Origin of the sequence: Bacillus sp. SIMBA_005 (genome assembly GCF_046535585.1) — a bacterium.
Classification (GTDB): Bacteria; Bacillota; Bacilli; order Bacillales; family Bacillaceae; genus Bacillus; species Bacillus pumilus.
The window spans coordinates 62,793-83,593 of sequence record NZ_JAWRWI010000003.1 but is presented as its reverse complement, the minus strand read 5'-3'; the positions used below and the strand labels follow the sequence as shown (position 1 = coordinate 83,593).

Genomic DNA, 20,801 nt, shown 5'->3' with positions numbered 1-20,801 from the left:
ATGCCGAAAAGTACATTACAATCAACTTGTAAGCGCTTAACAAACAAGAGAGAAGGGATCAGCTTGTTCCAAAAAGATCATGTTTTCACACAAGTAAACGGACGATCAAAGAATGAGATTTTACAATACATTGCCGAGAAAGCTGAAGACCTTCAGATTACAAACGATCAGGCGGGGTTATTATCAGATTTGTTGACTCGCGAAGACGAAGTCTCAACAGGACTTCAGCAAGGCTTCGCTATTCCTCATACAAAAAGCTCCACTGTACAATCGGCTTCACTTCTTTTTTTAGAGCTAGCACAACCGATTGAATGGGGCAGCTTTGACGATTTGCCCACAAGCTATTTATTTACACTGCTCGTTCCATTAGAAGAAGCAAATGTCACACACCTGAAATTACTGTCAGGGATTGCGACAAGCCTCATGGAACCGGCTTTCATCGAAAAGATACAACCAGGTCAAGCCGCTGACTATTATTACGAAGTCATTGAACAACAATTGAAAGAGGGGATTACACAATGAAAATTGTCGGTGTCACTTCATGTCCAGCAGGGTTAGCTCATACACCAATGGCAGCAAAGGCGCTTGAGAATGCGGGTAAACAGCTCGGTCACGAGATTAAAATCGAGCAGCAAGGGATTATGGGACAGGTAAATGGCATTACAGCAGAGGAAGCAAAGCAGGCAGACCTCTGCATCATTGCCTCCAATCAGCATATCAACGATGCGGAACGTTTCTCAGGCATTCCCACAGTACGTGTCGAGATTGGACGCGCCTTAAAAAATGCCGAGCAAATCATCACAAAAGCTGTAGCACTTGTTGAAAAGAAAAAATCTGAATCTCAATAAACGTGAGCAATGCCATAAAGAAAGGAGCAAAGCAAAATGAAAGCAAAATTAAAAGTCATTGAAGGCCATCTCATGACCGGTATTTCTTATATTCTTCCTGTCATCATCGGCGCCTCCCTTATCGTTGGTTTAGCAAAACTAGTCGGATTAGGGTTTGGTGTTTCAGATTTAAACGCCTATAAAGATGCTGGCGGCATACTGCACGGCGCCTATTTAATGGAGCAGGTTGGCTGGACAGGGATTGGCTTAATGAACGTTCTGCTCGCTGGATTTATCGCCTATTCGATTGCGGATAAATCAGGGCTTGCAGCCGGCTTCATCGGCGGTGCCCTTGCCAGCTCAACGAATGCTGGATTTATCGGTGCCGTTATTGCAGGCTTCTTCGCAGGATATGTCGCTCTTTTTGTAAAACGAAAAATTCAAATTCAAGGCTCCGCAGCCGGACTTGTTCCTCTGCTCATCTTACCGCTTATTACCGTTGGCTTAACTGGACTTCTCATGTCCGTTCTGCTGGGCGGGCCATTAGGCGCTTTGAACACGGCTTTAATTGAATGGATCAAAGGTATGGTCGCTGACGGGACAAGCACACTCGCACTCGCTCTGATTTTAGGTGCGATGATTGGCTTTGACCTTGGAGGACCAGTGAATAAATCTGCTTGGATGGCCGGTAACGCGCTCTTCCTATCAGGCGTCTACCTTCCTGCCATTCTCGTCAATATTGCGATTGTCATTCCGCCGCTTGGATACGGGCTTGCGACACTGATTCGAAAACGCAACTTCTCTCCAACCTTTAGAGAAGCTGGACGTGGCGGTCTTGTCATGGGCATTATCGGTATTACAGAAGGGGCGATTCCTTTTACCCTTGTCAATCCATTAAAATTGATTCCGCTCAATGTTGTCGCATGTGCTGCTGGAAGCGGGGTTGCTGCATTATTAGGTGTTCATGACATCATGCCGCCAATTGGCGGGCTATACGGCTTCTTCTCAGTCGGAAACTGGTGGGCCTATTTAATCGGAGCCCTCACTGGCGCACTCGTCATCGGTATTGGTGCCAACCTGCTTGTCAATTTCTCTGAGAAAAAAGAACCAAAAACGCCGGAGCATGATCAGAAGCAGAAAGAAGAAGACGATTTTGACCTTGTACTAGAAGGATAATTTGCACATAGAAAGGTGTCGTTGATCAATGACTGTCAATGTACATGTGATTCCACATACTCACTGGGACCGGGAATGGTATTTCACCACCTCCCGCTCCCGTATCTACTTAATGAAAAGCGTAATGGACATTTTAGACACCCTTGAAACAGATGAAAGGTTCCATTATTTCATGCTCGATGCCCAAGCATCCTTATTGGATGATTACTTGAAATGGCGCCCTGAGGATGAGAATCGAATCAAAAAGCTCGTCACAGCCAAACGTCTCATCATCGGTCCATGGTATACCCAAACCGATCAGCTCGTCATTTCAGGTGAATCCATTGTACGGAACCTGCAATATGGAATTGAACGCTGTCAGCAGTTCGGTCATGTGATGAAAGTCGGCTATGTTCCTGATTCCTTCGGTCAATCCGCGCAAATGCCTCAAATTTACCGCGGATTTGGCATTGTCGATACGGCTTTTTGGCGCGGCGTTTCAGATCATATGACGAATCACACCGAATTCAATTGGCAAGGTGCTGACGGCAGTGAAGTCTTTGCGGTGAACCTGCCATTTGGCTACTACTACGGTGGAAATATTCCTGAAAAGGATGAGGACTTACAAGCCTTTTTATCTGAAAAAATCGGTGCGCTGCAAGCAAAGGCCACCACAAAGAATGTCTATTTCCCAAATGGCTTTGACCAGGCACCAATCCGCAAAAACCTGCCTGACTTATTAGAAAAAGCCAATGATCTTGACGAGCACCACTATCAAATCAGCAGTTTAGAAGATTACATCGCAGCTGTGAAAAAAGAACGGACATCTTTTGAAACATTAGAAGGTGAGCTCATCCATGCAAAGCATATGCGGATTCACAAATCTATTTTTTCAACACGGGCTGATTTAAAAATCTTAAACAATCAAATTGAAAACTATCTCGTCAATGTAATGGAGCCTATCCTCACGATCAGCTATTCACTCGGGCACGACTATCCGCATGACACGGTTCGTGATATTTGGTATCTCATGTTTGAAAATGCAGCGCATGACAGCATCGGCGGATGTAATAGTGATACGACGAATCAAGACGTCTTCTTCCGCTACAAGCAGGCAAAGGAAATCGCCGAGAACCTTGTGGACCTGCACATGCGTCTCATTGCGATTCGACTGCAAACGGAGCAAGACATCACACTCACGTTATTTAATACATTGCCTTCAAAACGTTCTGAAGTCATTGAAGTCGAAACCTTTATCACCGAACGTCCATTTACACTAAAGGATGCACATGGGAGAACACTTCAGTACACAGTGAAAAGCAAAACCGCTGTCACAGATTATGTGCTGGCACAGCAAATTTCTCTTAACCCAAGTAAAGAAGTGTACATGCCAAAGCAGGTATGGAAAGCCGTTTTACTGATCGAAGCCGCCAGCTTACCATCCGTTGGTTATACACAAGTCAGCATGGTTTTCGGTGAATCGAGCGAATCCGCATGGGAACAAACCGAAGGACATGCGGTTGAAAATACGTATTACCGCATTACGGCAAACAACAATGGATCGCTGGACATCACAGATAAACAAACTGGCCAGACATTCTCTGAGCAAATGATCTTTGAAGACAATGGAGACGATGGGGATTCCTACAACTATTCCCCGCCGCGCGAGGATCTGTATGTGTCATCCAAGGATCTTTCTTCAGCAGACATCACAGTGTCTAAAAGCGGCTTGCAAGAAGAGCTCACCATCCAGCTTACTCTCACGGTTCCATATGACTTAGAAGAGCGCTCTCAGCAAGCAGTCACGACTTCACTCCCGATTACAGCGAAGGTGGCATTAAACAAAGATGAGCCTGTCATCCGTTTTCATGTCGATGTCGACAATCATGCGTTAGACCATCGTCTGCGTGTCCTCTTTGATACAGGTATCGCATCAAAAGTATCATTGAGCGATCAGCAGTTTGGAACCATCGAACGCCCAACTGAGCTCACGCAAGAGCTTGAATGGTGGAGCAATGAACATTGGGAAGAAAAACCGATCACCATTGAACCGATGCAATCCTTTACTGCACTTCGTGATGAAGCATACGGTGTCGCGCTGTTGACGGACTGCGTGAGAGAATACCAGATCACAGGAGAAGACTACACAACAATCGCGTATACGCTCTTCCGCTGTTTCGGAAAAATGGGGAAAGAAAATCTTCTTTACCGTCCAGGACGCGCATCTGGCGAAAAAATTGTTGAGACACCTGACGCTCAGCTGCAAGGGGCACTGTCGTTTTCATTTGGCATGCACTATAGCAAGGATGCTGTCAGCGAGGGGCACTTAGCGCAGCTTGCCAAGCGGTATACCACCCCAGTTCAATGCTACGAACGGGCAGACTTTTTAAACGGTCGTTTAATTTTCTCTTTCCGAGATGAAAAAGAAGACTTACAATCTACTTATAGCCTGCTTGACATTGAGACAGACGGAGCCATTCTAAGCGCTCTGAAAAAAGAAGAGCATGGGACTGGCATTGTCATCCGTCTCTTCAATCCATATTTAACGCGTCAAACAGCCGCTTCAATCAATAGTTCATCTCTACAACACGGAGAAACAGCGAATTTAGGCGAAACACCTGAAGGACATGTACTCAAAGCACAACATGGATCATTACACATTGAACCGCTCACACCTTGTCAGGTACAAACCTACATTGTAAAGAAAAAATGAACATGTAGGGGCGGGGTCCATTTGGATTCCGCCCCTCTTTAACGGAGGGCATTGATCATGCGAATTGGAGGCATTGAAGCAGGCGGAACAAAATTTGTCTGCGGCTACGGAACAACAGACGGAACGATTGAACACATGACTTCCTTTGCAACAGGAAACCCAATTGAAACATGCCGGCAAGTGATCGATTACTTTACAAAGCATCCTGTCGATGCCATTGGCATTGGGGCATTCGGGCCTGTCGATGTAAAAGAGCACAGCCCAAGTTATGGGACGATTTTAGAGACACCCAAAACAGCTTGGCGCCAATTCCCTTTCCTCTCTACCTTAAAACAAGCCCTTGGGCTCCCGATGAAGCTTGATACCGATGTGAACTGTGCAGCACTCGGGGAAGCCCGCTTTTCGGTTGAAGCAGAAAAACCTGCTTCTTTGGTCTATATCACTGTTGGAACTGGGATAGGCGGCGGTGCCTATATTGAACACCACCTCATTCACGGGTTGCTGCATCCAGAAATGGGTCATATCACAGTGCAGCGGCACCCCCATGATTCCTACGGTGGATGCTGCCCTATACATCATGATTGTTTAGAGGGACTGGCATCCGGACCTGCCATAGAAGGGCGCTATCATACACTGGCACCCATGCTGCCAGAGGATCATCCTGCCTGGTCACTTCATGCCTACTATCTCGGGCAGATGACCGCCAATTTATTACTCACCCTTTCGCCAGAACGCATCATTCTCGGTGGAGGTGTTATGAAACAGCCCGCTATGCTGCCCCTCATTCTTGAGGAAACAGAAAAGCGGCTTCATGGGTATTTACAGCTGCCAAAGCCTTTACATGAAATTATCACCAAGCCATCCTTTGATGGATTATCAGGTTTAATGGGCGCCATCGCTCTTGGTACTGATGCCTTACAGGCGCAAGGAGCTGCGCAATGATGATGACGGCAGATCCTCGAACCTATCAGCTGATTCAGCGGCTATTTGAAACGAAGGGGTTCGTGAAGCTGGAGGAGCTCACTGCCTCTTTTCACTTATCAGACCGCTCCATCCGTCATTTAATCAAAGAAGCAAATGAGCAATTAAAGGAAGCTGGAGCCAAGATTAAAACGATCCGCGGAAAGGGATACACCCTATTAACGAGTGACCAAGATGCCTTCCTGCTCTGGCTTCATCAGCAGAAACTTCCTGCCCACTCTCTCGTCCCCGTCATGCCAGAAGAGCGTGTACGATTTATCATGAGGAAGCTATTGCTTCAAGCGGATTACTTAAAAATTGACCAGCTGGCTGAAGAACTGTTTATCAGCCGCATGACGGTCAGCAGTGATTTAAAAAAAGGGCGAGAGCTGTTAGCCCGTTACGGTATGACCCTTGTGTCAAAGCCTGGGTTTGGCTTAAAAATTGAAGGAGACGAGTTGCAAAAAAGAACATGCTATGCAGACTTACTCCTTGAAGAAGAGCCTGCACTTTCTCATATCACCGAGCGGGAGCAGCTCCATTTTCCCGATATTTCTCTTGAAACCATTCGATCGATTGTCCTGACGAATCTGCATCAAGAGTCATTGCTCATTAAAGACATTGCCTTAAAAAACTTAGTCATTCACTTAGCGATTGCGATTCAACAGACACGAAAAAACCAGCGAATATCGGCGAATACCACTCGTACACAACGATCACCCGACTTAATGCGAATTGCCAAAAAAATTATACAGCAGGTGAGTGACACCTTTTACGTCACCTTATCAGAGGATGAAACAGATTACTTAGTCATGCATCTATTGGCAAATCAAACGTGGAAAGAAACCGCCCAGCATCAGACGACAGTAGAAGTTCAGCAGGCGGTTACCGTCTTTCTACAGCACATTGAGAAAATGAGCGGACATCGATTTGCAGATGACAACATCCTGCAGCAAGACCTGATGCTTCATATGAAGCCATTATTAAATCGAATCCAATATGGCGTATCCTTACAAAATCCGCTGCTGCATGAAATCAAAGCGTCCTATCCATACCCGTTTGATTTGGCTGTCAGCGGGCTGAATGCCTTACAGCTGGTGCGAACGCCAAATGAAGATGAGGCGGCATATGTTGCCCTGCATATCGCTGCTTCATTTGAAAGAAGTCAGCTTAATACCTCGCAAAAAAAGAAAGCCATTATCGTGTGCGGGTCTGGATTAGGGACGGCAAGACTGCTTGAAATTAAATTGAAGGCATCCTTTCAGCACGAACTGGACATCGTCGAGCTGTATTCCTACCAAGATTATCTCATGAGCACCACCCTGCCCTGTGATGTCATCATTACAACCGTCCCGCTCGCTTCAAAGGGAAAACCAGTCATACAGGTCAGCGCCTTTTTTGAACATCATGATGTACAGCGGGTGAATGAGGTTATTCATTTATTAAATGGACACAGGACTCCGCCCAAAGAACTGATGGCGTTTTTTCAAGAACGATTGACCTTAATGAATGCTGATTTATCCAGTAAGGACGAGGTATTAGACACCCTATGCAGCCGTTTAGAAACGTATCAGCTAATATCGTCATCTTTTCGGTCCTCGGTGCTTGAGCGGGAGCAAATGTCGTCTACCTATCTTGGAAAAGGAATTGCCATGCCGCACCCGCTCATCACAAATGAAGGCACATCCTGCGTAGCCATCGCACAATTAAAACAGCCAATTGACTGGCAGGGAAACCAAGTATCACTTGTCTTTTTATTAGCCATTCATAAAGACGACGCAGCCTGCATGAATCAATTCTTTGAACAGGCCGTCGATTTACTGGACAATCCAAACCGCATTCACTCCCTGAATCAATCAAAATCATTTGATGAGCTGATGGATGCGTTGTTTCAATAAGATCAAACAAAAGGCCGCCCAGCTGTTGATGAGGCGGCCTTTGTTGATTGAGAATCATCAATCGTATATGACATTTTTTCCTTCTTCACTTAATTTCTTTAAAGAGCTCAGCATATGATCGATTTCTTCATCGGAATGTCTTTCCCATGAACCTAATTCTGCGACGATTTTCAAAGGGGATTTCGACCGATAAGAACGTGTTGGGTTACCCGGAAATTTTTTGTCAGTCAAATTCGGATCATGTTCAAACTCGCCTAACGGTTCTACAAGATAAATTCTCTCTTTCGCATCAGACCTTGCTAATTCAGCACCCCATTTGGCTGCGTTTAATGTTCCGGTGAAATAGATATGGTTTGATTTTTGATCCTGATAATTCGATAAGTACTGCGGTTCAAGCAGATCTCCAATCTTCAATTCTGCTTTCGTCCCATGAAAAAATGGGCCAAGATCTAAAACTTGTTGCTTCTCGTTCATACAGCCACACCCCTTATCGTTTTTGACTTGCGTATAACAGTATACGGCCTGATCTGGGCGGAAAACAGTCTATAAATGAGATTGAATTCGGGGTATAATGATAGTAGAGAGTAAGATGGGATTTGTAACCTCCAGAAAGTTAAAAAACAGCAAGAATACATACAAAGCAGTCTTATTAAAAGAGATAAAAAGCTATTAGAAGCCATAAGAGAAACAAGAAACTAAAAAATTAATTGCGACAACGGAGCAGAAGGAAAAAAGGGCAAAAAAATGTTGGTGACAGTTTTGGAAATAGTTTATTGATGCTAGGAAGGATATCTTATCAGGATTGAAGAAAATGAGGATAAAGTAGCCAATGAGACGTTTGATGTTATAGCTGGTTGCGTGTTGGCACATAATCAATTAAATTTTTCAGGAAGGGTGTAATGAGATGATGAAAGATAGAGATAAGATTTGTCATATATATGCTCAAAAAAGTTGGCACATGGATTCTTATATTATTGGTAATCGTGAGGGTTTAATAGAATTAAAGAGTGCTATTGACCAAGCATTGAAAAGTAATATTGGTCAAGCTGAATTGTTTCCATCAGATTTAGAGGATTATACAACTTACGTTGCTTTAGTTGATGATAAAGAAGAGTTGGATTCACTTATTATGCCTTACATTGATGAGGATAATGATGATGAAAACTTGATACATCCTGTTGATATAGTTACAAGTCATGAAGAGAAAAAAACCCCTAAAAATTAGGGGTTTTTTAGTGTAATATTGTTTCTCCTGGACTTGCTTTGTATTTCTTTGGTACTGATGCTCTGAGAGCATGGTGTATTTTATCTTTTGGAGCTACATGGAAATGCCAATACCAAGTTGAGGTTTTTGGTATTAAAGGGATTTTTCCATTGTCTACAGCAAATACTCTTGTTGTTCTTTTCTTTCCTTTGTGTAGGACGACAACTAAACTTCTAAGTTGTCCTTTATCATTTCTTACATCCCATTTAATTTTGTAATTTTTACCAAATCCTTTTATCCGATTTTTTAGATATTTAAGTGCAGTTCTTGCGCCTTTTGATCTGATAGCAATTAAAGCAACTCTTCCTACGGTCATTGCGATAGGTATGAAGAATACTGGTAGTGCTTGTGTTGTGATTTCACTCTGACTACTTTTGGAGTCAAGTTGTTTCATTCGGTTTTCTAAAGCTAAAAATTCTTCATTGTTGAAATATTGATCGATCACTTTATTTTGTTCTGACTCTGACATGCTTTCGAATTCTTTTTCTGTAAATGGAAGATTTTCTATGTATTCCTCCATTTTCATTTCAAGTTCATCTAATTCTTTGGTAGCTTGTTCATTTTGTAGAACTGTTGGTGTTACTAACGCTTCTAATTCTTGTGAATTGATAGAGTGTGTTTCTGCTGATGCTTCTGATGAAAATGGAGTCCATATTGATATGACAAGAGCTAGGGTAATTAGGGTTAAAAGTGTTTTTTTGAACATATTGTTTATATTCCTCCTTTTGTATTAAATTCCAAAATAAAGGTTATCAAATCAAAATGAGTGTATCAATGGATTTAAGATAATTTCTTTTTTGGCTGCGGTGTCCGCAATCATTTTTTTATTTTTTAGAACTTCATTTTGCTGAAAATTTCTGTGGTAGACAAATGACACAAGCCGATAAAGTGAACGAACAAAAAAGCCAGCCACCCGCTAATAAGGTGACTGGCTTTTTCCTGTTACTTCCCGATGTTCTCCCCATTTTGCTCGATTAATGTTTCATACCAATAAGAGCTCTTTTTCCGAATTCTCTTCAGGTCTTTCAGGTCAAATTCATCACGGTTGACGTAGATAAAACCGTAACGTTTTGAGCAGCCTTGATGTGTACTGATTAAGTCGATGGCTGACCACGGGCAGTACCCGAATACCTCAACACCGTCAGTGATTGCCCATTTGATTTGTTCGATATGCTTTTCTAAATAGTCAATTCGATAATCATCTTGAATCGATCCATCTTCTTCTAATTTGTCGAAAGCACCCAATCCGTTTTCCGTGATAATAAGGGGCAGCTGATAACGGTCATAAATCTCACGCATCGTTGATCGGAAGCCGACAGGGTCAATCTCCCAGCCAAACGCATTTTTACTTAAGAACGGGTTATTGCCGCCTTTATATACGCCATCTTCACCAGATTTCAAATGCTGATCTCCACCGCGTGCAAATTCATCGTTGCCATCTCCTTTACTCGCTTCAACCGTTTGAGATGTGTAGTAGTTAAAGGCAATGAAGTCTGGCTTCGCACTTTTCAAAATATCCATATCTCCCTCTTCGATGACAGGAAGAATGTCTTTTTCTTTCATGTACGCCCAAGCAAGGTTGTTATAACGGCCGTAGACAGCCATATCAAGATACAGCCAGTTGCGGATCGCATTGTAATTCGCCGCAGCAAGCACATCCTCAGGCTTTGGAGAAGCCGGATAAATGAGCGCAATGTTTGGCGCTGGTCCAATTTTCGCTTCAGGCAGCATTTGATGACAAAGCGTCATAGCTTTTGCCTGAGCGACGAGCATATGATGGTTCTGCTGATACAATTCTTTTTTCGGATTTTCTAAATTTGGATCAAGTGTGCCGAGCGCTGATCCATGTAAGATCATCATGTTTTGTTCATTAATGGTCAGCCAATATTTCACCTTCTCGCCATACTCCTGAAATAGAACCTCTGCATATCGTTCAAACGCATCTACTGTCGCACGATTTGACCAACCGCCTTTTACTTGAAGTGCATGAGGCAGATCAAAATGATACATCGTCACGATTGGTTCAATATCATAGCGGCGCAATTCATCGATGAGAGAATGATAGAATTCAATTCCCTTTTGATTGATCTCCCCATCTCCATTTGGAATGATCCGTGTCCATGCAATAGAGAAACGATAAGCCTTCAAACCCATTTCTGCAAACATCTTCACATCCTCTTTATAGCGGTGATAGTGATCGCTTGCCACTTTAAAATCTGTTGTCCCTTCAGGGTAACTTGCTCTCATATCAATGACAGATGGTCCTTTGCCATCCTCGTTCCACGCACCTTCTACTTGATAGGCGGAAGTAGATCCGCCCCAGAAAAAGTCCTTTGGAAATGGTGCTAGTGTTGAATATCTCATAATTTCTTCCTCCTCTTCATTAAACGAGATGTAAAAATGATTGTCCTGGTGTGGTTTGTTTTTCTTCTGTTTCTATGATATCGCTAAACTCACCTGAATTGGTAATAATCACTGGTGTTGTGACGGACAGGCCGGAAGCTTGGATGGCTTCAATATCAAACTCCGCAAGCAATTCGCCCTCAGTGATGGCTTGCCCCTGTACGACCTTCGGGGTAAAATGCTGACCGCCTAATTGTACGGTATCGAGTCCAATGTGAATGAGCACTTCTGCTCCGCTTTCAGAAGTAAGACCGTACGCATGGCCTGTTGGGAACACCGTTGTCACGACTCCTGATACTGGTGCAAACAGCTTACCTTCTGATGGAATGATGGCTGCGCCCTTTCCTAGTGCACCAGATGAGAATGCCTTATCCTGTACTTCCTCCAGCTTGATTACCTCACCCTTTAAAGGACTTTTCACATGAGCTGCTTTGACCCCATGTTCGTTTTCCATTGTTGGCGCGGAAGCCGGTGCTGGCGTTTCATCTTCATCTACTGGATCCTTAAATCCAATCAAATAAGTCAAGACGATGGATAGAACAAACGAGACCGAGATTCCGATGATGAACCCTGTAAACCCTTGTCCGTAGAAAATCGGAAGTGTTAGTAAACTTGGAAGTCCTGACGCAATCGCAATACTTTGTGAATAACCGATGATCGCACCGCCGACTCCGGCAGAGATAACGGCTGCAATAAATGGTTTTTTCAAACGAAGTGTGACCCCGTATACAGCTGGCTCTGTGATCCCAAACACGGCAGAAACCGCTGTCGATCCAGCCAATGATTTCAGCTTTTTATTCTTTGTTTTCAGCATAACACCGATGGAAGCACCGGCTTGTGAAAATACAGCTGGCGCAGTCGCCGGCTTGATATGATCTTTTCCATGGACAGCAATATTATTTAAAATGACTGGCACTAGACCCCAGTGGATACCGAAGATCACAAGAACCTGCCATGCCATCGCAATTAAAGCACCTGCAAGTGTAGGACTAAAGGAGAATACTTTCAGCAAGACAGCGGCAATGCCGTCCCCTGCATACACACCAAATGGTCCGAATACAATGAGTGTCAGCGGAACAACCGTGACAAGTAAAATCAGTGGAGTAATAAAGTTTTTGACACTTTCATGAATGACTTTGTTAAAGAAACGTTCGATATATCCCATGACAAACACTGCCAAAATGATTGGAATAACCGTTGATGTATAAGACATTAAGACGACTGGAATACCGAAGAAGGTCACATCTCCGCCGCCTTTTGACAATTCTTGAATGGTTGGGTAAATGAGTGCACCAGCAATCGTCACAGCGACAAATGGATTGGCTTTAAACTTCCTCGCCGAAGTGAATGCAAGCAGTAATGGTAGGAAGTAGAACAAGCTGTCAGACGCAGCAAATAAAATTTGATACGACGTATCTTCAGGTGATAACCATTTTGCATTGATACAGATACCTAATAGACCTTTTAAAATACCAGCTCCTGCCATGACACCGAGAAGTGGTGTAAAAATACCAGAGACAATGTCGACAAATTTTCCGAAAAGGCTCGTGCTCTCCCCACCTGATTTTGCAGATGAAGAAGTGGAATCCTCTAATAGATTTGTAAACTCCCCAATCTCTCGATAAACCTCTGGTACAGTATTTCCAATGACTACTTGAAATTGACCGCCGCTTTCCATAACGGTCACAACGCCATTTAATTTTTCAATGGCTGCTTTGTCTGCTTTTGATCGGTCATTTAATGTGAAGCGAAGTCTTGTAGCGCAATGGACCAGTGAATGAACGTTTTTCTCTGTGCCAATGTGTTTGATAATGTCTTCTGCTAATTGACGATAACTCATACAAAAACCCCCTTTTTTTCAAAAAAATACGTTTTTGGGCAAAATAAAAACCTAAACGGGCACCAAAAATAGTCACAACTTGCTGTTGCGCTTTTTCAGTGAACGTTTAGGTTTTGCCTGCCGAACAGTCACAATCCTCTAAGACGATCATTGTGAAACCGTATTCTTTTATGTTTATGAGCAAATAGTACCACTCAGCTTTTCTTATGTCAACGCTTTCTTTTAAAAACTACCTTTATTTTTCTCGTTTGATCAATCGATTCAAATGAATGGATAGGTACAGCATCTCCTCTGATGTGAGATCTCGGTGATAGGTTTGATAGACGTATTCTGCAATTTTCTTTGCACATTCGTATGCCTTCGGATATTTTACCTTGATCAGCTGATACAAGTCCTGATCTTCACTGACAAGCATTGTTTCGTTAATCAGACGCTGGACGAAAAAGCGTAAATGCGTGAGAAAACGATAAAAGTTGAGTGAGTCTTCATCAAATTCCATATTGAGATGATATTTCACAATGGTGAGAATGGCGTTTACTTCTTTTGTGATATTGACCGTTGTATTCATGTCCTCATTGAGCTCTGCATTAATGATATGCATGGCAATAAAGCCTGCTTCATCCTCAGGCAATTCAATATGAAGACGCTCTTCAATCATATCAAGGCAGTCCTTTGCCACAAGAAATTCATCTTTGTATAATCGTTTAATCTCCCAAATGAGCGAATTCTCAATGAGATGATTTTTCTTCAATCGTTCGATGGCGTAATGAATATGGTCTGCGAGTGATACATGCAGACTTTCGTTTAATCTTCGGTTCAGCTTTGTATGTGCATATTGAATCATTTCTTCGGTCACCTTGACCACATCATACGGAACCTCCAGAAGCAGCATTTTCATCCGCTCATGAACGGAGTGATCCTCCAGGCGGAAGACTTTATCAATTAACGATTCGTCTACCGGATCCCCGGGCCGCCGCTGGAATGCAATGCCTCTCCCCATGACGACAATTTCTTTTCCTTGTTCATCTATCACACTAATGACATTATTGTTTAGAACTTTTTGTATCTGCAACCCCAAACACCTCCGTCTATAAACCACAATCTTCACTCAAAATATGCTCTCATCTTAACATAACTGTCAAATCACTTGGTGTTTTTATCTGACTTTTGCAATAGATTTCACTATCATTCTACCCCGTCATAGCTGGTCTGATCCTTCAATTGCCTGCATACAATACTCCGAGGAGGTGACCTTCAGTGAAGGCTTTTTTTTGGTCTGCATCATTTCTTTTCATGCTTCTATTCACACTCGTTTTTCTAGGAATCGTGTTTTGGCTTAGTGGACAAGGTATGAATCAGCTTGGGAAGTATGTACTCATCTCATTTGTCACAGCAGCCGTTTTACGCGGTGTCACCACTTGGCTGAGGCAGCATGTGATGCATCATTTATCAAAATAAAACGGCTGCCCGTCATATTCAGGCAGCCGTTCCTTTATTCTTTAGAAGATGCGGCTTCTTGCGAAGAAGTACGCAGCTCATCATTGATTTTTTTCGCATCCTCTAGAAATTCTGTTTCAAATCCACTTTTGAGTGCCCACATATAAAACAGCAAAGAAACCACTGTAATAAGAGCCATATCCCAGCCATAATGAATGACGTTATAACCGCCGAATTTGTCACTGCCAAGACAGGAAATCGTCATCATCACAAGTAAGTACACGACCATCCAAGCACCCGCCTTGAAGTTGCGGCCGAAGCCTTTCCACTTCGCTTTTGCTTGATAGTAAAAATAGATCGGAAGACCAATGAGGATAATGAATAGCACCTGACCTGTTAACGGCCATCTCGCCCAATACAGCGTCAATGACGCAAAGACAAAACCGAGAGGAGCAATGATGCTGAGTCCTTTTATTCGAAGGGGACGATATAAATCTGTCCCTGTCTTTCTCAGTGTCATGACAGTTACTGGACCTGTCAGGTAAGAAATAAGTGTCGCAACAGAAATGATTTCCGCAAGTACACCCCAGCCTCTAAATAAAAACAGAAAGATAAACGAGACGGCTAAGTTAAAAAACATCGCTGGACGAGGCACGCCATAAATAGGGTGCAGACGACCAAGTACACTTGGCATGTATTTGTTTTTTTCCATTCCATAAATCATGCGAGACGTCGTCGCCGTATACGTAATTCCTGTACCAGAAGGTGATACAAACGCATCTGCATATAAAATCAGAACCAGCCAGTTAATCCCAAGTGCAATGGCAAGATCAGCAAATGGCGAGTTAAAATTCAAATGACCCCATCCATTCACAATCATGGACGGATCGACAGCACCGATAAAAGCGATTTGTAAAAACACATAAATCACAGTCGCAATCAAAATGGATCCAACAATCGCAATCGGAATTGATCGCCCTGGATTTTTCGCCTCCCCCGCCATATTAATCGGGCTTTGGAAGCCATTGAAGGCAAACACAATTCCTGATGTCGCAACAGCTGTCAGCACACTCGCCCAGCCGTTAGGAGCAATACTTGTTCCAGACGTAAAATTCTCACTATGAAAACCTACGAATAAGAGCGCGCCAATTGTTAATCCTGGAATGACAATTTTAAACACGGTAATGAATGTATTGGCTTTTGAAAATAACCCTACTGTCCAGTAATTGAGCAGAAAGTAAATCACAAGAAGCACACTGGCGACCATAAGCCCTTCTGTTGTCAACACCCCTTTTGTGACCAAATGGCTTGTCCACTTAGCCCATTCCCAAGGCCATGAACTCATATACTGGACAGAAGCCACCGCCTCAACCGGAATGACGGAGACAATAGCGATCCAGTTTGCCCAAGCGGCAATAAACCCGATAAAGGAGCCATGTGAATATTGCGTATATTTCACCATTCCGCCTGCCTCTGGAAACATCGATCCGAGTTCACTATAAGACAAAGCGATAAATAAAATCACAACCATCCCAATCAACCAGGATAAAATAGCAGCAGGTCCGGCAATTTGAGCAGCACGCCAAGCACCGAATAGCCATCCTGAACCAATGATTGAGCCAAGACCTACCATCATTAAAGCGAAAGTTCCCATTCTACGATGCAAATGATTCATGTTCATAACACCTTTCGATTAAATTACAAAGCATGTGCCCAAGTAAGCACCTTTCTTACATTGCAGCTCACTTTTCATTCAATTGACAAATATTTCTTCAACTAAATCTTTACCCTTGTTCATTTTTTCGCCTGTTTTATTATCTCTCAATTCTCCATTTTCTGAAATAGTCGAACATGCTTATTTCTCAAGAAAGCGCTTTTTCGATGATTCAATCTATTAGACCGAATAACTACCTTTACCCTTATTTTGAAAAAAACAAAACAAAAAAGAAAGAGGAAATGAATCCCTCTTTCTTCTGTATAGAAAAAAGGATAGAGGAGTCCTCTATCCTTGTGAGATTGCTTGTTCTTGTTCAATCACAGCTAGTCTTTCTTGCACTTCTTCTTCAGACAGGTTGTGCTGTTTCACATATAGGTTACGTTCACTCGTACGACATTCATGGCTGCAGCTACGCATATATTTATGCTCGCTTTCTTCTGTTGCAATCATTTTGCGGTTACATGCAGGGTTTGCACAGTTCACATAACGCTCGCAAGGCTCACCAGTGAAGAAATCTTTTCCGACAACCACATGCTCTGTTTGATTCACAGGCACTGTTAAGCGAGTATCAAACACGTAGCATTGACCATCCCAAAGCTTTCCTTGAACTTCTGGATCTTTTCCGTACGTGACTATTCCGCCGTCAAGCTGAGAGACATCTTCAAAGCCTTCACGCTTTAACCAGCCTGAAAATTTCTCACAGCGTACGCCGCCAGTGCAATACGTCAGGATTTTTTTTCCTTCAAGAATCTCTTTATTGTCACGAATCCATTCCGGTAATTCGCGGAATGTCTCAATATCAGGACGAACTGCCCCTCTAAAGTGGCCAACATCAAACTCGTAATCATTACGTGCATCAATCACAACGGTATCAGGTGATTGCATTTGCTCGTAAAATTCAACCGGGCTAAGATGCTTACCTGTTAATTCTAACGGGTTCACATCATCTTCAAGGCTCAGATTCACTAGTTCATTCCGATGGCGGACGTGCATTTTTTTAAACGCATGACCGTCTGCTTCGTCAATTTTGATCGGCATAGACGCAAAGCGCGGATCTTCTTTTAATGCTTGCATGTACTTGTCCGTTTGCTCAATGGTACCAGAAACCGTTCCGTTTATGCCTTCTGCTGAGATAAGGATACGACCTAACAAACCAAGCTCCTTACAGAATGCTAGATGCTCTGCTGTAAACGTTTCTGGGTCCTCGATGGGGACATATTGATAGTAAAGTAAAACGCGATATTGTTTTTCCATATATATAAACACCTCTTAAATTTAATCAAAACATACCGTTCTTTATCATACAGGAAATACATACCTAAAGGCAATGACAGCGGCTCAATTCCATAAAACGGAAGGGTCTTTCTTCTCATATTTGACAGAACTTTCTGTAAAATGAGATGATTTATGAAATATGATGTTGTAAAGGAGTAGAACGCCATGATCCAGCCAGAAGATATCGTCAGAAGCGGTCCAAACCAATTTATTTCTCAAAAAGGCATTTATCATGAACTCGATTCACTTGTTTCTCCATCCTTCCAGTCGCCCGCTGTCGTGACGGGATATGATTCATTTCATGCTTTTTCACAGTACACAAAGCTTCCGTCTCATTGGCCTGTTGTCCAGCACAAAGGATACAGTTCACCCAATGCAATTACTCGAATTGCAGAAGAACTGCAAGGGGCAGATGTGATCATTGGGATCGGAGGCGGCACGATTTTAGACACCGCCAAGTCAGTAGCAGAGGCTCTTCAAATTGAAGTGATCATGGTTCCAACCATCCCTGGGACATGTGCTGCATCTACACCGCTTAGCGTCATTTATGATGACAAAGGGAATTTCATGACAGTCGATTACCATAAACGGTCCAGCTACCTCACCCTCATTGATCATACATTTTTGCTTTCTTCTCCTCTTTCCTACCTTCAAAGTGGGATTGGAGACACGCTGGCCAAATGGTATGAAGCGGAAGCCATTATTCGAAATGCAAAGAATTCCTTGCCGCTCATGGTGCATGCAGCGCTGAAACAGGCGGTATATTTGAGAGATATTCTTGTTTCCCATAGTGAAGAAGCTGTCCACAGCTTGCAAACGGGTCAGCTTTCGCAAGCATTTGCAGATGTAACGGATACCATTATTACATTAGCCGGCACGGTCGGCGGGTACGGGGGACGCTACGGCAGAATGGCAGGAGCCCACGCCATCCATAACGGATTGACATTTATTGAAGAAACGCATCACGTGTTACATGGTCAAAAAGTGGCCTATGGCATTCTTGTTCAGCTTGCCGCAGAAAATCGAATGAGCGAAGTAGAAGAATTACTTGAGCTTTATGAAACACTCGGATTACCTAGAAATATGCGTGAGCTTGGCATCACAGCTCAGCTGGAAGAAGCCGCAAAAACAGTGGCAAGCCATGCTGCACGTTCAGACGAAACCTTTTGCTTGATTGGAGACTATTCCATAGAGCAAATTGTCGACGCCATTCAAGTCATTGAAAACGTATCAGCCGCAAAAAATCGTTAAATAAAAAAGCACAGGCATGCCACCTGTGCTTTTCTTTCGATTAAAAATCAAAATTATCTGGATCTGGACCTGTGCGCTCATCCTCATTAAGCTGATCAATGACACCCATCTCATGTGCGGACAGCTCGAAATCGAAGACTTGTGTGTTTTCGATGATTCGGCTCTTCGTCACAGATTTTGGAATGGTGATAATGCCATGCTGTAAGTCCCAGCGAAGAATGACTTGAGCCACGGATTTGTCATGTTTTTTCGCAATATCCTGAAGAACAGGATGGTTCAGAAGCTTCCCGCTGCCTAATGGTGACCATGCTTCTACATGAATCCCTTTCTCCTTGCAGTAGTCTCGTAAAGGCTCCTGCGTCAGTTTTGGATGCAGCTCGATTTGATTGACCATTGGCACAACTTCTGCTTCTTCTAATAGATCATCTAGATGGTGCTGATGGAAGTTACACGCACCGATGGCTCGAACGCGTCCATCCTTATACAGCTTCTCTAGTGCTTTCCAAGTTTCTTTATATTTGCCTTCAACTGGCCAATGAATTAAATAAAGGTCTAATACATCTAGCCCAAGCTTGTTCATACTTGTTTCAAAGGCTTCAAGTGTTGATTCATAGCCTTGATCACGATTCCACACCTTTGTCGTAATAAACAGATCATCGCGAGAGATACCTGATTGCTGAATGGCTTTGCCTACTCCTTCTTCATTTTGATAGGCTGCTGCTGTATCAATGCTGCGGTAGCCCGCTTCAAGAGCGTCTGTGACTGCATTTACAGCCTCATCCCCATCTTTTACTTGCCATACACCGAAGCCTAGCTTCGGCATTTTTACTCCGTTTGCTAATGTGACTGTATCTGTTAATCCACTCATCAAACAAACCTCCGCTTCATTTTTGCTTACCAAGCACTATACCCGAATTTTCTATTGATCATGCATGAATGTTCGCTGGTGTTATTTGATATATTGTCCTATATCGACTTGATTGGCGTCAACAATTTGGTATTCGTTTGTTTGATCTTTCTTTTTAGAAAAATTATATGTCGTTAGAAATGCCTGATCATAGAAAGTCAGACCGCATGTTTCCTTCTTATTCTCATACACCCTGATCCAATAAGACTCTTTTGATGCTTTTGTGTCTTCATTGGCTTTCTTTAATGTCATATCTGAAAGTTCCTTCAACAGCTTTTGAATCTCTTTTTTATCCAAAACAACACGTTTATGATCATGCTCAATTTGAATCGAAGTCACCTTATGTTGATCAATCGAGACCACATCATCGAATGAGTACGTTTTGGCATTGATCATAAAATAAATACCAATTCCTATCAAAACTACTACAACGAAATCCAATCATCCTCCTCAGAGAACACTTGAATCCCGTGCTGTTTCAGCAAAGCGGACGTCACACCATCTCCCGCTTTTGTCTTACCATTAAACTCTCCCTGGTAAATCATCCGGCTCCCGCATGAAGGGCTGTACTCTTTTAGCACAACCGCTGTTGCTTTCAGAGACTGAATCTGCTCCAGCGTGGCTTTTGCACCTTTTACATACATCTCTGTGACGTCAGTTCCATGAACATCGACAACAGCAGCCTGCCCCCGCAAAACATCATATCCATCTCCGCCAATGATTTCTGCCGGAGGTCTAGGCGTAGAGAAGCCGCCAAGCAGTTCAGGACAAACTGTCACAGCCTTTCCTTCCTGCACAAGCTCTTCAATTCGCTGATCTAATCGATGGCTGCCATTATACCGAAGCTTCAACCCAGCAAGACAAGCGCTGACCACAATCACGCCTGTTCCTCATTTTTATGGATTGAGCTTTTTTTACTGACTTTAAAATAAATACATACAGGCAGATAGAAGATCGTGTACCCTAAAAAGGGCAGGGCACAATACAAAGCGGCCGCCCAAACAGGTTCTTCAACTCCCGTGATGCCAAAAAAGTAAACAAATAATAGCAAGCTGACAAACAACCCAACGAACGGCATGATGGTTGCTGACTTCTTAAAATTTTCCATCATTTCTTTCCCCAAAGAAGCTCCCTCCCTTTCCACATGATCACGA

At 43.1% G+C, this 20,801-nt stretch carries 20 protein-coding genes; 9 read left to right on the top strand and 11 right to left on the bottom strand.

Going from position 1 to position 20,801, the window contains the following annotated elements; all coding sequences use genetic code 11:
- Genes SB660_RS05665 through SB660_RS05640 form a run of 6 tightly spaced genes read left to right on the top strand, consistent with a single transcriptional unit; the run spans position 1 to position 7,553 of the window.
- Positions 1–522: a PTS sugar transporter subunit IIA gene (locus SB660_RS05665; RefSeq protein ID WP_339164802.1), complete on the top strand. Its 522-nt coding sequence runs from the start codon at positions 1–3 to the stop codon at positions 520–522.
- Positions 519–848, top strand: coding sequence for a PTS fructose transporter subunit IIB (locus tag SB660_RS05660; RefSeq protein WP_007498438.1), 330 nt, complete (start codon positions 519–521; stop codon positions 846–848). Before SB660_RS05665 ends, SB660_RS05660 begins: the two co-directional genes overlap by 4 nt.
- 36 nt (positions 849–884) lie before the next feature.
- A complete protein-coding gene (locus SB660_RS05655; protein WP_034664325.1) occupies positions 885–2,003 on the top strand; it encodes a PTS fructose transporter subunit IIC in 1,119 nt (372 codons plus the stop codon).
- 28 nt (positions 2,004–2,031) lie between these two features.
- On the top strand, positions 2,032–4,695 hold the full coding sequence (gene mngB, locus SB660_RS05650) for a mannosylglycerate hydrolase (RefSeq protein ID WP_410581715.1): 2,664 nt from the start codon (positions 2,032–2,034) through the stop codon (positions 4,693–4,695).
- 57 nt (positions 4,696–4,752) lie between these two features.
- Positions 4,753–5,637: an ROK family protein gene (locus SB660_RS05645; protein WP_339164798.1), complete on the top strand. Its 885-nt coding sequence runs from the start codon at positions 4,753–4,755 to the stop codon at positions 5,635–5,637.
- Positions 5,634–7,553 (top strand): BglG family transcription antiterminator, encoded by a 1,920-nt coding sequence (locus SB660_RS05640; protein WP_339164797.1) that lies wholly within the window; start codon positions 5,634–5,636, stop codon positions 7,551–7,553. Before SB660_RS05645 ends, SB660_RS05640 begins: the two co-directional genes overlap by 4 nt.
- A gap of 57 nt (positions 7,554–7,610) precedes the next feature.
- Here the strand turns inward: SB660_RS05640 and arr are convergent, their stop codons facing one another.
- Positions 7,611–8,027: an NAD(+)--rifampin ADP-ribosyltransferase gene (arr, locus tag SB660_RS05635; RefSeq protein WP_058015199.1), complete on the bottom strand. Its 417-nt coding sequence runs from the start codon at positions 8,025–8,027 to the stop codon at positions 7,611–7,613.
- Positions 8,028–8,457: 430 nt separating this feature from the next.
- Between arr and SB660_RS05630 the strand changes: the two genes are divergently transcribed.
- Entirely contained in the window at positions 8,458–8,778 is a 321-nt protein-coding gene (locus tag SB660_RS05630) for a hypothetical protein (RefSeq protein ID WP_410581713.1), read from the top strand.
- 7 nt (positions 8,779–8,785) lie between these two features.
- Here the strand turns inward: SB660_RS05630 and SB660_RS05625 are convergent, their stop codons facing one another.
- The 4 genes from SB660_RS05625 to licT form a co-directional block, all read right to left on the bottom strand.
- The gene (locus SB660_RS05625) at positions 8,786–9,523 is read right to left on the bottom strand and encodes a hypothetical protein (protein WP_339164794.1); all 738 of its coding nucleotides are present in this window, start codon (positions 9,521–9,523) and stop codon (positions 8,786–8,788) included.
- Positions 9,524–9,759: 236 nt separating this feature from the next.
- A complete protein-coding gene (locus SB660_RS05620) occupies positions 9,760–11,181 on the bottom strand; it encodes a glycoside hydrolase family 1 protein (RefSeq protein WP_339164793.1) in 1,422 nt (473 codons plus the stop codon).
- Positions 11,182–11,200: 19 nt separating this feature from the next.
- On the bottom strand, positions 11,201–13,060 hold the full coding sequence (locus SB660_RS05615) for a beta-glucoside-specific PTS transporter subunit IIABC (protein ID WP_410581710.1): 1,860 nt from the start codon (positions 13,058–13,060) through the stop codon (positions 11,201–11,203).
- A gap of 235 nt (positions 13,061–13,295) precedes the next feature.
- Positions 13,296–14,132 (bottom strand): BglG family transcription antiterminator LicT, encoded by an 837-nt coding sequence (gene licT, locus SB660_RS05610; protein ID WP_058015194.1) that lies wholly within the window; start codon positions 14,130–14,132, stop codon positions 13,296–13,298.
- A 185-nt stretch (positions 14,133–14,317) separates the two neighbouring features.
- On the opposite strand from licT, the gene SB660_RS05605 reads away from it, so the two are divergent.
- Positions 14,318–14,518 carry a hypothetical protein gene (locus tag SB660_RS05605; protein WP_061406614.1) on the top strand — a complete coding sequence of 67 codons (201 nt, stop codon included), beginning with the start codon at positions 14,318–14,320 and terminating at the stop codon, positions 14,516–14,518.
- Positions 14,519–14,552: 34 nt separating this feature from the next.
- Here SB660_RS05605 and aimA read toward each other — a convergent pair whose 3' ends face one another.
- Together aimA and trhO are read right to left on the bottom strand one after the other, a co-directional pair.
- Positions 14,553–16,172 carry a glutamate/serine transporter AimA gene (aimA, locus tag SB660_RS05600; protein WP_058015192.1) on the bottom strand — a complete coding sequence of 540 codons (1,620 nt, stop codon included), beginning with the start codon at positions 16,170–16,172 and terminating at the stop codon, positions 14,553–14,555.
- A 327-nt stretch (positions 16,173–16,499) separates the two neighbouring features.
- Positions 16,500–17,468, bottom strand: a complete 969-nt coding sequence (gene trhO, locus SB660_RS05595; protein ID WP_003217237.1) for an oxygen-dependent tRNA uridine(34) hydroxylase TrhO — start codon at positions 17,466–17,468, stop codon at positions 16,500–16,502.
- Positions 17,469–17,657: 189 nt separating this feature from the next.
- Here trhO and SB660_RS05590 point away from each other — a divergent pair, with 189 nt between their 5' ends.
- Entirely contained in the window at positions 17,658–18,740 is a 1,083-nt protein-coding gene (locus SB660_RS05590) for an iron-containing alcohol dehydrogenase family protein (protein ID WP_410581939.1), read from the top strand.
- A gap of 40 nt (positions 18,741–18,780) precedes the next feature.
- Here SB660_RS05590 and SB660_RS05585 read toward each other — a convergent pair whose 3' ends face one another.
- From SB660_RS05585 to SB660_RS05570, 4 genes are all read right to left on the bottom strand, one after another.
- Positions 18,781–19,608, bottom strand: a complete 828-nt coding sequence (locus tag SB660_RS05585; protein WP_339164788.1) for an aldo/keto reductase — start codon at positions 19,606–19,608, stop codon at positions 18,781–18,783.
- A gap of 81 nt (positions 19,609–19,689) precedes the next feature.
- Positions 19,690–20,088, bottom strand: a complete 399-nt coding sequence (locus tag SB660_RS05580) for a DUF5301 domain-containing protein (RefSeq protein WP_339164786.1) — start codon at positions 20,086–20,088, stop codon at positions 19,690–19,692.
- Complete coding sequence (locus SB660_RS05575) at positions 20,073–20,528, bottom strand: 2-thiouracil desulfurase family protein (RefSeq protein ID WP_410581707.1); 456 nt, start codon at positions 20,526–20,528, stop codon at positions 20,073–20,075. Before SB660_RS05575 ends, SB660_RS05580 begins: the two co-directional genes overlap by 16 nt.
- Positions 20,525–20,770: a hypothetical protein gene (locus SB660_RS05570; protein WP_339164783.1), complete on the bottom strand. Its 246-nt coding sequence runs from the start codon at positions 20,768–20,770 to the stop codon at positions 20,525–20,527. The genes SB660_RS05575 and SB660_RS05570 overlap by 4 nt, the downstream gene beginning before the upstream one ends.
- Between the last annotated feature and the right edge of the window lie 31 nt (positions 20,771–20,801).

Coding starts and splice junctions, on each gene's coding strand:
- SB660_RS05665 (WP_339164802.1), top strand. CDS start 1: ATGCCGAAAAGTACATTACAATCAACTTGTAAGCGCTTAACAAACAAG.
- SB660_RS05660 (WP_007498438.1), top strand. CDS start 519: ATGAAAATTGTCGGTGTCACTTCATGTCCAGCAGGGTTAGCTCATACA.
- SB660_RS05655 (WP_034664325.1), top strand. CDS start 885: ATGAAAGCAAAATTAAAAGTCATTGAAGGCCATCTCATGACCGGTATT.
- mngB (WP_410581715.1), top strand. CDS start 2,032: ATGACTGTCAATGTACATGTGATTCCACATACTCACTGGGACCGGGAA.
- SB660_RS05645 (WP_339164798.1), top strand. CDS start 4,753: ATGCGAATTGGAGGCATTGAAGCAGGCGGAACAAAATTTGTCTGCGGC.
- SB660_RS05640 (WP_339164797.1), top strand. CDS start 5,634: ATGATGATGACGGCAGATCCTCGAACCTATCAGCTGATTCAGCGGCTA.
- arr (WP_058015199.1), bottom strand. CDS start 8,027: ATGAACGAGAAGCAACAAGTTTTAGATCTTGGCCCATTTTTTCATGGG.
- SB660_RS05630 (WP_410581713.1), top strand. CDS start 8,458: ATGATGAAAGATAGAGATAAGATTTGTCATATATATGCTCAAAAAAGT.
- SB660_RS05625 (WP_339164794.1), bottom strand. CDS start 9,523: ATGTTCAAAAAAACACTTTTAACCCTAATTACCCTAGCTCTTGTCATA.
- SB660_RS05620 (WP_339164793.1), bottom strand. CDS start 11,181: ATGAGATATTCAACACTAGCACCATTTCCAAAGGACTTTTTCTGGGGC.
- SB660_RS05615 (WP_410581710.1), bottom strand. CDS start 13,060: ATGAGTTATCGTCAATTAGCAGAAGACATTATCAAACACATTGGCACA.
- aimA (WP_058015192.1), bottom strand. CDS start 16,172: ATGAATCATTTGCATCGTAGAATGGGAACTTTCGCTTTAATGATGGTA.
- trhO (WP_003217237.1), bottom strand. CDS start 17,468: ATGGAAAAACAATATCGCGTTTTACTTTACTATCAATATGTCCCCATC.
- SB660_RS05585 (WP_339164788.1), bottom strand. CDS start 19,608: ATGAGTGGATTAACAGATACAGTCACATTAGCAAACGGAGTAAAAATG.